Origin of the sequence: Rhizobium aouanii (assembly GCF_037002925.1) — a bacterium.
In the GTDB taxonomy this organism is placed as follows: domain Bacteria; phylum Pseudomonadota; class Alphaproteobacteria; order Rhizobiales; family Rhizobiaceae; genus Rhizobium; species Rhizobium aouanii.
Genome location: NZ_JBAMYD010000004.1, coordinates 199,981 through 212,004, shown reverse-complemented (window position 1 = coordinate 212,004; position 12,024 = coordinate 199,981). Strand labels below are relative to the sequence as shown.

The following is a 12,024-nucleotide window of genomic DNA, read 5'->3' as shown; positions in this document are numbered from 1 at the left end:
GTGTAAGCAGTTTTCGGGCGACATCATGCTCTAACTCTTTAATTTAGAACAGGATTCAGACTTTAGGCCGACCTGGCCTAAAATCATCCTGTTCTAGCGATTTTCTAAAAATTTCGAGATTGCGGTGCAGGTCCGCCCGCGTCATCCGATGTCCACGATCGATCAGCGCCTGCGCTGACGAATGCAATGCCTTCGCCGCAGCCTGATCGCGCCGCGCCAAGCGTTGAAACAGCCGCTCTATGCCAGCCTCGTTTCCGGCTCCGGGGCCGAAGATCAGTTGCGCCTTGTCCGCAAGCAGATGGAGCACGAACTGTCCGGTCATCCGACCATCATTGCCTGAAAGGCGCAACAGACGCGCCGTGGCCTCGATCGCGGCGGTCTTCGACAGCTCGGTGTTTGCGGATGCCTCGGGCAAAGCCGGCCCGAAGCGATGGGCGCCGCGCCAGAAACAAATGGCCGCAACGACGAGCAGCACTCCCCAGATGACGGACAGCGGATAAGTGAAAAACCGCTTAAAATCGGAGGCGGAGCGCTCGTAAGTCCGGCCCTCATCCACCGGTTTCTCGCTATCCAGAGGCAAGCCGGCCGTATCCAGATAGACCGGCCGTTTCTCGCCCGGACCGCGCAACAGCGTGACGAGCGACACGGCAAAGGAGGCGTTATCGGCGAGAGCCAATCCGTGATTGTTCAACAGGTCCGGATCCGACAGCAAATAGACGTTGGGGTCGTCCTCGCCACGCAGGAGCAGTGCGCCCGACGGCGTGCCCGCGAGTTCCTCCCAACCACTCGGCAGGCTCGATCGTTCGAAGGTTTGCGCCTGATAGAGGGCGATCTTGATGGCCTGGCCGGGTTTCAGCTGCGGCTGTGCCTCTTCAAAATCGGTGCTGCTACGGGCGAAGCCAAAATCCGAATAACCGATCTTATCAAGTTCGCCGCCGATATCGGCGAGATCGACCAGTCTCGATGTGCTGGCAACGCCATCCGTTGACACGCTGCCGCGCCATTTCGGCAAAATGATCAACGTCGGCAGGGCATAGCGGTTCGACTCCCGGATCGGGCTTTCCGGGCCTGCGTCATCCGCTTCTTCGTTTGCCCGAGGTGCGACGGCCTCGGCTTGGCGTATCGACAAGGGAATGATCCGCAGCGAGATTTCCGAACGCGCCGGAGCGACATGCGGATCGGATCGGACGACAGGAATCCCCTTGGATTGCAGCCACGATTCCAACCCCTTGTTGCCAAGCGGCGAGCGGTCGAAATCGCTGCCGCGCGAAAGCGCAAAGACTGCCAGCGCCGCCAGCGCAAGCAACAGCCCCAGAAACAGAAGAGGGCCCGAATTACGCATTGGTCACTCTGCCCGAAGACAGCAAACCGCGCGCCGTCGTGAGAAGGACACCGAAATGGCTTTCCGCGAGCGTGCGGCCGCCGTAATGAACGAGTTCCACCGCAGTCAGAAAGTTTTCGAGGCGATCGCGGTCGGGCATATTGTCAGGCAGGCGGGCGAAAACGGCCCGTTCCGTATCCGAGCGGAAAAGCCGCGTTCCGGTCACATCAGCCGCGTGAAGCAGGCAATGTCTGAGCAGCAGGACCAGCGCCTGCCGGCGATCCGCCATGGCGGCAATGCGTAGCAGGAAGTCGCTCGGCTTTTCCTCGGCTTCGTCTGCGGATGTGCGCCAGCTTTCCGGCGCCTCACCCTGCCGCTTGATGTCGCGTGGAGCAGACGAGAGCAAGACCCCGCCATTTCCGAAGCGTATCCACAAGCCGACGGCCACGATGAGACCGACAAGCACGATGGCAACCGCCAGAGGACCACTGACGACCGGCTCTCGCGGGATCATCAACGGCTTGCGTTGTGGCGACGATTTGGTCGTATTCGACGCCGGTTCGGGCTTTACAGAGGCGTCGCCATAGACGAGCGTGCAGCGCAATCCATTCAGCTGGCACTGCGAGGCATAATCGGCTCCGGCGGCGCTGCTTTGATGATCGCCGCCGCCCACCTGCTGACTGTCGCTATCCTGCGCCTGTACGGGCGAAAACTGAGCTGAGGTGGCGAGCAACAGAGCCACCAGCAGGCCGAGGTTGCGGATGGCCATGCTCTAGGCAAAGACCTCTGCTCTTATTTCCGGACGCAGCGGATCCGGCCCGAACTTGTTTGGGCCTTCTGTGCCCCTGAGCACGGTAATCACCAGCATCGCGATGCCCGCAATGAACCCGACGGCGGGAATCATGCTTAGGATAAACAGTGCGAGATACCACCAAGCGGAAATGTTGCGATCATGGAAGCGGCGAACCTGAAGAGATATCTGCGGCAAAAACATTGCAAGCGCGAACAATCCGCCAACGCCCCCGAAAGCGAATAACAGTGACGAAGGTCCATCCTGAGTATCGGAAAAGGCACCGGCCAAACCGGCCACGATTAAAAATGCGATCAGTACAAGCACGTAGAACAGCTGAAACCACCAGAACTCCGAGCGGGAGGCCCGGCCAGAGAAGGTTGCATATTTCTGCGTCAGAACTGTCCGAACAGCTTCAGTAAACCCCATTTTAATACCCCCGTTTCTGCTCGCTGCAAGCGCGGTGATCCACGGTCCCACCATCGTCTTGCTTGATAGTTGTTCAGATGAAAACAGCTACAATTCAAACGTAGAAATTGCAATGAGTCGGTTGCATCGGCTCATTATTTTAAAAGCACTGATTAACGCGTTGAGATTTTCACCTCGGTGATGAGATGGACGTGAAGGTCCCTGACCTGCTGGGGAAGAATTCAACCCGTTTAACTTGCTGTTTCCACCTTATGCGGTCGACTGCATGACAAGCGATTGATGGCAATGCACGCCGGCGAGCACGCCTGAGGCGGAGGCGAGCGTGGCATTGTGCATGGCGCTTGCCGCATCGCCGGCGGCGAAGACACCCTTGGCGGTGGTTTCCTTGTTATCGGCGATCCGAATGATTGGCCCGAACGGGCCGTCGTCGAAGGCGCAGCCGAGCTGTTCGGCAACCGGGCTCGCCATCGTCGTTTTCGGCGCGACGAAGATGGCGTCCAGCGGCACGACGCGGCCATCGGCGAGGCGAACGGCCTCAAGCTTTAAATTGTCGCCCAACAATTCCACGATAGGGTTGCGTTCGATCCGGACGCCACGGCCAGTCAGCTTCGCCAATTGCTCTTCATCGGGCTCGAACAGCGCCTGGGTGAAAAAGGTCGTCGCTCCCCAGTCCGGGATCATCATGGCCGAATGGGCCGAATGCGGATGGTTTGCAAGGACACCGAGCTTGCCGCCGCTGACCTCAAAACCGTGGCAATAGGGGCAGTGCAGCGCCGAGCGGCCCCATCGCTCCTTGAGGCCGGGGATTTCGGGCAGCGTGTCGCTGACGCCGGTTGCGAGCACGATGCGCGCGGCTCGTTCTTCGCCGCCGTCTTCGGTGCCGATAATGAACGTGTCACCATCGCTGTGCGCCCGGACGACTTTCCCCTCGCGAATGGTGATGGTCGGATAAAGCGAAAGCTGCCGCTTTCCCTCGCGCATGATCGCCGCCGGTGTCTGGCCGTCCTGGCCGAGGAACCCATGCGAGGCTTCGGAAAACCGATTGCGCGGCGCGCCGGCATCGACGAGCAGAACCCGCCGCCGCGCTCTGGCCAGCTGCATGGCGGCTGAAAGGCCGGCAAAATTTCCGCCGATGACGATGGCTTCGAACGACATGGAACTCTCCCTTGATATCGAACTCATGACTCAACATAAGTTACGTGACATGACGTCGTCAAGCATCATGTTACTTGTCTTGTTACGATCCGCTTGCGATAATGACCCGTCCGACCGACAGGAAGAGAACCATGCGCAACGACAGCCGCCTTTCACGCATGCTGCACGTGCTGATCCACATGGATAAGCACCAGCATTCGGCGACCTCCGAGATGATTGCGAAAATGCTGAACACCAATCCCGTCGTCGTTCGCCGCACCATGGCCGGCCTTCGCGAACAGGGTTACGTCCGCTCCGAAAAGGGCCATGGCGGCGGCTGGACGCTGGTGCGTCCCTTGTCTGACATCACCCTGCTCGACGTCTACCGCGCCATCGGCGAGCCGCATCTCTTCGCCATCGGCCCAGCCGACGACCAGCCGGAATGCCTGGTGGAACAGGCGGTGAATGTCGCCCTCGGCGACGCTATGAAGGAGGCCCGGGCCCTGCTCCTCCAGCGGCTGGGCGGCGTGACGCTGGACAAAATCGCGGCCGACTTCGAGGCGAAACTGGCCACGCGCCCGGCCACATCCTATTCCTGCGCCTCCTAAGTGGTCGAAGCTCACAGGGTGTGTCGTTTCCGCATCACTTTCCGTAAGGTTGCAAATTTCCGCTTGGCAATGGCGAATTGCTTCGGTACAAAACGCTGACCGCTTTAGTTCGAACATAAGGGAGGCGTTGCATGACACCAGCAATCATCGAAACCTTCCCGCACGGAATGTTCCGACGCTAGGTCATTTCCATTCGCGGCCCGCCTCGAGCGCGCCCGACATGCGGTTTTCCCTTAATTCACAGCCCGATTGATCTGACGGGATCATTTCGTCTCCCGCTTGGGCTGTGCCATCCAACTCTCTATTTTTGAGGACCGGTTGCCGAACACGGCGCCGAGCGATTAAAATGACTCGCAAGAAGCTCGATTTCCGCGCCGATGCCTATCGCCATGTGCTCGGCTTTGCTTTCCATCATTGGCGCCATCGGCCGGCATTAGTGGGCGTTATCATCGTGTTGGTGATAGCAAGCACGCTGGCAGAAGTCATGGTGCCGGTTTTTTCCGGCCAGATCGTCGATGCCATTGCCGGCAGCAATGCCGCTGACCGGGCGCTGCGCGCCTTCGTCATCGTCGTGGCACTGGGCCTGACCAGCGTGGCGCTGCGCTGGTTCATCTTCAACGGCATTATCCGGCTTACGCTGCGCACCATGGCGGATGTGACGAATAACGGTTTCCACAAGGTGCAGCGGTTCTCGACCGACTGGCACGCCAACAGCTTTGCCGGTTCGACGGTGCGCAAGATCACCCGCGGCATGTGGGCGCTCGACCAGCTCAACGACTTGCTGCTGGTCGCCCTGTTGCCGTCCATCGTCATGCTGGTGGGCGCCAGCATCGTACTCGGCAGCTACTGGCCGATCATGGGCCTGATCGTGGTTGCGGGGTCGCTGATTTATATCGGCGTGACCGTGGCGCTTTCCATGGGCTTCGTGTCGCCGGCGGCACGGCTTGCCAATGCCTGGGACACCAAGCTTGGTGGTGCGCTGGCAGATGCCATCAGCTGCAATTCGGTGGTCAAGGCCTTCGGCGCTGAAAACCGCGAAGAGGGACGCTTGCGCCACGTGCTGACCAAATGGGACAGCCGGACGCGACGGACATGGAAGCGCGGCACATTGAGCGGCACGATCCAGGGCTTCATGATGGTTTCCATGCAGGCAGGTATTCTGGGAACGGGCCTTGTCATGTGGCAGCAGGGGTTGGCGACGCCTGGCGACATCACCTTCGTGCTGGCCATGTTCTTCGTTCTGCAAGGCTATCTGCGCAATGTCGGCCAGGACATCCGCAATCTGCAGCGTGCCGTCAACGACATGGAAGAACTGGTGCTGCTCGACAAGATGCCGCTCGGCATCGAGGACAAGCCGAACGCCACGCCGATCGAGATTGGCGAGGGCGAGATCGTCTTCGATCGTGTCACTTTCCAGTATGGGGCGCATCCCACCCCCCTTTATGAGGATTTTTCGGTCACCATCAAGCCGGGTGAGCGCGTGGGCCTGGTCGGGCATTCGGGCTCCGGCAAGACGACCTTCGTCAAGCTCATCCAGCGGCTCTATGACGTGAACTCGGGCGAAATCCGCATCGACGGACAGGATATCGCGGCGGTCAAGCAATCAAGCCTGCGCGGCCAGATCGCCATCGTGCAGCAGGAGCCCATCCTGTTCCACCGCACGCTGGCGGAAAACATCGCCTATTCCAGGCCGAACGCCTCGCGGCGCGAGATCGAGCAGGCGGCAAAACAGGCCAGTGCCCACGACTTCATCATGGAGCTTCCCAAGTGCTATGAGACGATGGTCGGGGAACGCGGCGTCAAGCTGTCGGGCGGCGAGCGGCAGCGTGTCGCCATTGCCCGTGCCTTCCTGGCTGATGCGCCGGTGCTGATCCTGGACGAGGCGACGTCGAGCCTCGACAGCGAGAGCGAAGTGCAGATCCAGCAGGCGATGGAGCGCCTGATGAACGGCCGCACGACGCTGGTGATCGCCCACCGGCTGTCCACGGTGCGAGCACTGGACCGGCTGCTGGTGTTCGACAAGGGAAATATTGTCGAAGAAGGCGACCACCAGGCGCTGATCCGGCTCAATAACGGTATCTATCGACGGCTGTTCGAACGGCAGGCGCTGGAACTGACCAAGGGTCTGGTGGCGTAACCGAAACACGATAGCGGCGCTATAGCACTTTGAACTGCTGCCGATGCTATCCTTTACGTCCTTCGGTAGAGGAAATAACGGCCTTCCTTGATGCCATCTGGGAGCGGCAGCGCCATCAGCTCGGGATGCTCCAGCGGCAGCCCGCTGACGGCGATGCCGTTATGGGCGAGCACGCCGGCTATCAGTTGCGGCAGCCAGGTCAGCGTCACCGCGTCGATCTCGTCATGGCCGGTGCCGATATCGGCATGGGCCAGGGCTGCACCGATGCCGACGAAGGCCTGGCCGGACTCGCGGATATTGCCGGTCACCATGTCTTGTGCCTCTGGTGTCGAGGCCGAATAGGAGCGCACTTCCCAGTCGAAGGCGACAATGCGCCGGCCGGGAAAGTTCTCGCGCAAGTGATCATAGGTGCGGCCGTTACCGAGGCCGAATTCCAGCACCGGGCCCTGTATTTCTCCAACCAGATCGATGATCGAGTTCAGAATGTCGCGTTGAGCCGTCAACCGGCGAATGAAGCTGTCGAGGCGGCTCATCTAATCCGTATCCGTGATGAAAAATCGTGAGCGCGTGCTACCACATGAAACCTTGCCAAGTCGATTGCCGTAAATGGGAATTGGCGTTGCAGTGGCGACATGGGTCTGTGCTAAGCTGGACGATATGAAAACCGTGACCGACGAAGATTTCTTTGCCGAAGTGCCGCTCTTCAGCGAATTCGAGGGCGTGACCGACGCCGCCAATTACCGGCCGCTGCCGGACGGATGGGTGCTCGCGCTGGCCGACATCGTCGGCTCGACGCCGGCGATCGCCGCCGGCCGTTACAAGGACGTCAACATGGCGGGCGCCAGCGTCATATCGGCGGTGTTGAATTCCGTCGGCAAGGGCGATTATCCCTTCGTCTTCGGCGGCGACGGCGCGCTGATTGCGCTTCCGGGTTCGCTGGAAAGGCAGGCGCGCGACGCCCTTGCCGCCGTCCAGATCTGGGTCGAGGAGGATTTGGGCCTGACGCTGCGCATCGCCATCGTGCCGGTCGCCGACACCCGCGCCGAGGGCCTCGACGTCCGCGTCGCACGTTACTCCGCAAGCCCTTATGTCACCTATGCGATGTTCTGGGGCGGCGGCACCAGCTGGGCCGAAAAACAGATGAAGCTCGGCCGTTACGGCGTTGCCCGTGCACCTGCCGGAACGCGGCCCGATCTTAACGGCCTCTCCTGCCGCTGGAGCCCGATCGATGCGCGCAACGGCGAGATCGTCTCGATCATCGCGATTCCCGGCGAAGGGCGGCCGGGGCAGGAATTTCGCGACCTCGTCAACGGCATCGTCGCCATCACCACCGAGCAGAACCGGGACAGCCATCCGGTGCCAGTTGATGGTCCGAACCTTGCCTTCTCGCTGCACGGCATCAACCGCGAGGCCAAGGCCACCGCGCCGGCTGGCCGGCGGTTGCGGCAGAAGCTCATCATCTTCCTGCAGCTTGCCATCACCGTCGTGTGCTACAAGCTCGGCATTCCGCTCGGCCGCTTCGACGCCCGCCGCTACAAGCGCGACGTCGCCGGCAATTCCGATTTTCGCAAGTTCGATGACGGGCTGAAGATGACGATCGACGTCGACGCCGAACACCTGAAACGGATCGAGACGCTACTGGAAGCGGCGCGGGCCAAGGGCATTGTCCGCTACGGCCTGCATCGGCAGTCCTCGGCGCTGATGACCTGCTTCGTGCCGACGCCAATTTCGCGCGACCATATGCATTTCATCGACGGTGCGGCCGGCGGTTATGCGGTGGCCGCAAGTCGGATGACCGGCAAAGCGCTTTCTCCAGCGCCGCATCAAGCGTGATTCATGCAACGCACTTTGGCTCTAACCGCTGCACAGTTTTCTTCCGAAGAAAAGTAAACCCGTCGCTTTGACGGCGACGGGCTGATCTCGCATTGGTTTATGCAACGACTTTATCGGGAACGGCAACGGCCGGTTCTGGTGGTTTCCTTGTCGCCGTCATCATACGCAATACCAATCTTCTCGCCGCCAAGCGAGGTGATCTTGCCTGCATACCAATCGCCAGCACCCTTGTAGTTGCACTCCACCTTCATCCCGATGACCCAGTTGTAGGGACGCACGTCGCTCAAGGAAACAGTTTCCTTATCGCCGTCATCATATCGGATCGTGACCTTCCCGCCTGAGGCGCTGTCGATAACGCCAGGGAACCAATAACCGGCGCCCTTGTAGTTTCCGAGAACCCAGTCGCCTTTCGTCTGCGCAGATGCAACAGAAGCGCAGGAGCACATGACACCGATTGCGATAGCCGCAGCAACAAAACTCTTCAAGATATTCCTCCGTGGAAACTCATCCAACCCGCCCCCGAAATGGTTGTGGCGAGATCAGCATGCTTAAAGCGTAGTGATGAAGCCTGGCTTAACGAAAGAAACCTGCGCGGATTAATACTTTGAGTTGCTGTATAATTCCTTAAATCGATTTCAATTTAAGGAATTACGCCTTGATGACGTGCTCGGCCGAGAGGCCGAGCCGGTTGAAGACGTTGCGCGTGTCGACGATCAGCGCGGCGCTTTTTGCGAGCGCCGCATAATCGACCCGATCGTGGTCGGTCGCGACCAGCACCGCATCGTAGCCGGCAATGGTATCAGGCGTCAGCGTCACCGATTTGCGGCCCTTCAGCGCCTGGTATTCGCGCGTCGGCGGGATCTCGGCGACGAAGGGATCATGATAATCTGCATGTCCGCCACGCTCCTCGATGATCTCGATCAGCCGCAGCGACGGGCTCTCGCGGATATCCGCGACGTTCTTCTTGTAGGCGAGCCCGAGCACCAGTACCCTGCTGCGGCTCAATGCCTTGCCGGCACGGATGTCGAGCGCCTCGGCGAGCTTGCCGACGACATAACGCGGCATTGCCGAATTGATCTCGCCGGCGAGCTCGATGAAGCGGGTCGGCAGCTCGTACTCGCGCGATTTCCAGGTGAGATAGAAGGGATCGATCGGGATGCAATGGCCGCCGAGGCCGGGGCCGGGATAGAAGGGCATGTAGCCGAAGGGCTTGGTCTTGGCCGCGTCGATGACCTCCCAGACGTCGATGCCCATGGCCGCATAGACGGTCTTCAACTCGTTGACGAGGGCGATGTTGACCGACCGGAAGATGTTTTCGGTGAGCTTCACTGCCTCGGCCGTCGCATTCGAAGAGACCGGAACGACGGATGATACCGCCGCACCATAGAAGGTCTTCATCAACGCCAGTGCCTCGGCACCGTCGCCGGCGACGACCTTGGGAATCGTGGCGGTATGATAGTGCTGGTTGCCGGGATCCTCGCGCTCAGGCGAAAAGCCGACGAAGAAGTCCGAGCCGGATTTCAGCCCGGTGCCTTCGAGAATGACTTTCACCACGTCATCGGTCGTGCCGGGATAGGTGGTCGATTCCAGCACGACGAGCTGACCGGGGCGCAAATGCGCAGCGATCGAGCGCGACGTCGCCTCGACGAAGGAAAGGTCGGGATCGCGATGCTTGGTGAGCGGCGTCGGCACGCAGATGATGACGACGTCGCACTCGGCAAGGCCGGCGAAATCGGTCGTCGCCTTAAAGCGGGCCGCATCGATCTCGGCCGACAGCGCCTCGTCGCTCACCGCGTCGATATAGGAGCGGCGGGCATCAAGGGCCACCATCTTTCCCGGGTCGATGTCGAAGCCGGTGACCGCAAAGCCGCTGCGCGCCACCGCCATTGCCAGAGGCAGGCCGACATAGCCGAGGCCGATGATGCCGGCGCGAGCCGTGCGGGTTTCGATCTTCTGCAAAAGCGTATCGAAGGAGGAGCTGGCCAAGGCGGGATCTTTCAAACGGGGAAGAGAAGGCTGATCTAATGCATGCTCCAGCCAAATTAAACCCGGGCTCCGTCTCTCCGCTGACGAGAGGAGCAGAAAACAGGGCCGCGACCCCTTGCGATGCTTATCCGGGTGTGGCCGAAATGACTCGGCGACGGCCCTTGCTGCAACTTGAGCGCACAAAAACATGCGCATCCCATTGTTTCGCATTTGCAGCATCCCTATTTTGACTTTTGATAATGAACCACCTGGAAAGGACAACCCGTCCGATCCCCCGATATGGGGAGCTGAGGGGCGCCGCTGCCGGGCTTTCGGCAGATCCGTTGACACAATAATACCGCTCGTACATCCTGATTTCCTTGTGACCTGCGCATGAAAATGTGCCGGCCGGGGGGACTTTTGGCTCTTGGGGATGGCGTGCCTTATGAGGGATCATACCGAGAATGAGCACGATCGAATCCAGCGTGTCCTCCATCCTGTTGGACCGGGTCGCTGAATGGCTGACGAACTCCTCGCTGGCCGGAGACGAGCTTGAAAACATCGTCCGCGGTTTCTGCGAAAGGCTAACGGCCGCAGGCCTGCCGCTTGCGCGCGTGCATCTTTCTTTCTCGATGCTGCATCCGCTCTACGATGCGCTGAGCTTCACCTGGCGGCGCGCCAGCGGCGTCACCATCGAGGGCTTCCGCATGCCCGCCGGGCAGAAGCCGGACCGCTTCCTGCAGAGCCCTTATTATTACCTGCTCGACAACAATCTGCAGCACATCCGCCGCCGGCTGATGCAGGATGGGCCGAACGAATTTCCGATTTTCGAGGACCTGCGCAAGGACAGCATCACCGACTATCTCGCCTTCGTGCAGCCCTTCGGCGACGGCTCGGTGCAGGGCATGATGGGTTCCTGGTCGACGGACCATAATACCGGCTTTTCCGACGACATGATCGATGCGCTGCTCAGGATGCAGAACCATCTGGCGGTCGCCGCCAAGATGGCGGTGCTCGGCAAGCTCGCCAACAACATGCTGACCACCTATCTAGGCGGCGACGCCGGCAAGCGGGTGCTGAACGGCCAGATTCGCCGCGGCGACGGTGAGACGATCCGCGCGGCGCTGGTCATGGGCGACATGCGCGAATCCACCATGTATGCCGAAAAGGAAGGCCGGCAGGATATCGACACGCTGAACCAGTTCTTCGACGCGATCGCCGCCCCCTTCAACCGCAATGGCGGCGAGATCCTGAGTTTCCTCGGCGATGGCTTCCTCGCAGTCTATCCTTGCGGACGCCACAAGGACCCGTCGAAAATTGCTTGCGAAGCGGCTCTTTCGGCCGTCCATCAGGCGCAGGCACGGGTCGCCGAACTCAACAGGGACCGCGAGCAGAAGGGCCTGACCAGGGTCGGCTACGGCATCGGCCTGCATGTCGGCAACGTCATGTTCGGCAATGTCGGCCTCAAGGACCGCCTGACCTTCTCCGCCTTCGGCTCGGCGGTCAACGAGGTGCAACGTCTGCAGATCCTGACCAAGAAATACGGCCGCGAGGTCGTCGCCAGCCAAGCCTTCGCCGGCTATTGCGGCGGCGAATGGACGACGCTCGGCGAGGAGAAGCTGCGCGGCATCCGCCAGAAGGTGACGGTGCTGCAGCCGCGCGCGCCGGCGCCCGCAATCAATGTCGACGAGAGCTTCCGCGAGGCCGTGCAGAACGGACTTTCGGAAGCCGAGCAGGTCATTCTCCTGCATCGCGACGCCAAGAAACAGGTCAAGCGCAGCAGCATGGAGAAATTCATCCAGTAAGA

At 60.6% G+C, this 12,024-nt stretch carries 11 protein-coding genes; 4 read left to right on the top strand and 7 right to left on the bottom strand.

The genetic code is table 11. The features are described from left to right. Positions 1 to 55: 55 nt before the first annotated feature. The 4 genes from V8P77_RS09025 to V8P77_RS09010 all read right to left on the bottom strand — a co-directional run bounded on the left by V8P77_RS09025 (position 56) and on the right by V8P77_RS09010 (position 3,695). A complete protein-coding gene (locus V8P77_RS09025; protein WP_335911888.1) occupies positions 56 to 1,342 on the bottom strand; it encodes a DUF4350 domain-containing protein in 1,287 nt (428 codons plus the stop codon). After that, positions 1,335 to 2,090, bottom strand: coding sequence for a hypothetical protein (locus tag V8P77_RS09020; protein ID WP_335911887.1), 756 nt, complete (start codon positions 2,088 to 2,090; stop codon positions 1,335 to 1,337). Before V8P77_RS09020 ends, V8P77_RS09025 begins: the two co-directional genes overlap by 8 nt. Before the next feature lie 3 nt (positions 2,091 to 2,093). After that, positions 2,094 to 2,540 (bottom strand): DUF805 domain-containing protein, encoded by a 447-nt coding sequence (locus tag V8P77_RS09015; protein WP_129419354.1) that lies wholly within the window; start codon positions 2,538 to 2,540, stop codon positions 2,094 to 2,096. A 249-nt stretch (positions 2,541 to 2,789) separates the two neighbouring features. Then, positions 2,790 to 3,695, bottom strand: a complete 906-nt coding sequence (locus V8P77_RS09010; protein ID WP_335911885.1) for an NAD(P)/FAD-dependent oxidoreductase — start codon at positions 3,693 to 3,695, stop codon at positions 2,790 to 2,792. A gap of 131 nt (positions 3,696 to 3,826) precedes the next feature. Here V8P77_RS09010 and V8P77_RS09005 point away from each other — a divergent pair, with 131 nt between their 5' ends. Both V8P77_RS09005 and V8P77_RS09000 read left to right on the top strand, forming a co-directional pair. Beyond that, positions 3,827 to 4,282 (top strand): Rrf2 family transcriptional regulator, encoded by a 456-nt coding sequence (locus V8P77_RS09005; protein ID WP_335911883.1) that lies wholly within the window; start codon positions 3,827 to 3,829, stop codon positions 4,280 to 4,282. A gap of 346 nt (positions 4,283 to 4,628) precedes the next feature. After that, positions 4,629 to 6,419 carry an ABC transporter ATP-binding protein gene (locus tag V8P77_RS09000; protein ID WP_335911882.1) on the top strand — a complete coding sequence of 597 codons (1,791 nt, stop codon included), beginning with the start codon at positions 4,629 to 4,631 and terminating at the stop codon, positions 6,417 to 6,419. A gap of 53 nt (positions 6,420 to 6,472) precedes the next feature. On the opposite strand, the gene V8P77_RS08995 is transcribed toward V8P77_RS09000, so the two are convergent. Beyond that, positions 6,473 to 6,952, bottom strand: a complete 480-nt coding sequence (locus V8P77_RS08995) for a class I SAM-dependent methyltransferase (protein WP_335911880.1) — start codon at positions 6,950 to 6,952, stop codon at positions 6,473 to 6,475. Positions 6,953 to 7,025: 73 nt separating this feature from the next. On the opposite strand from V8P77_RS08995, the gene V8P77_RS08990 reads away from it, so the two are divergent. Then, positions 7,026 to 8,252 (top strand): DUF3095 domain-containing protein, encoded by a 1,227-nt coding sequence (locus V8P77_RS08990; protein ID WP_335911878.1) that lies wholly within the window; start codon positions 7,026 to 7,028, stop codon positions 8,250 to 8,252. 110 nt (positions 8,253 to 8,362) lie between these two features. Here V8P77_RS08990 and V8P77_RS08985 read toward each other — a convergent pair whose 3' ends face one another. Both V8P77_RS08985 and V8P77_RS08980 read right to left on the bottom strand, forming a co-directional pair. Continuing rightward, a complete protein-coding gene (locus tag V8P77_RS08985; protein ID WP_335911877.1) occupies positions 8,363 to 8,737 on the bottom strand; it encodes a tudor domain-containing protein in 375 nt (124 codons plus the stop codon). Positions 8,738 to 8,900: 163 nt separating this feature from the next. Continuing rightward, positions 8,901 to 10,238 (bottom strand): nucleotide sugar dehydrogenase, encoded by a 1,338-nt coding sequence (locus V8P77_RS08980; RefSeq protein ID WP_335911876.1) that lies wholly within the window; start codon positions 10,236 to 10,238, stop codon positions 8,901 to 8,903. Between the two features lie 443 nt (positions 10,239 to 10,681). Here V8P77_RS08980 and V8P77_RS08975 point away from each other — a divergent pair, with 443 nt between their 5' ends. Beyond that, on the top strand, positions 10,682 to 12,022 hold the full coding sequence (locus V8P77_RS08975) for an adenylate/guanylate cyclase domain-containing protein (protein WP_335911875.1): 1,341 nt from the start codon (positions 10,682 to 10,684) through the stop codon (positions 12,020 to 12,022). The last annotated feature ends 2 nt before the right edge of the window (positions 12,023 to 12,024 follow it).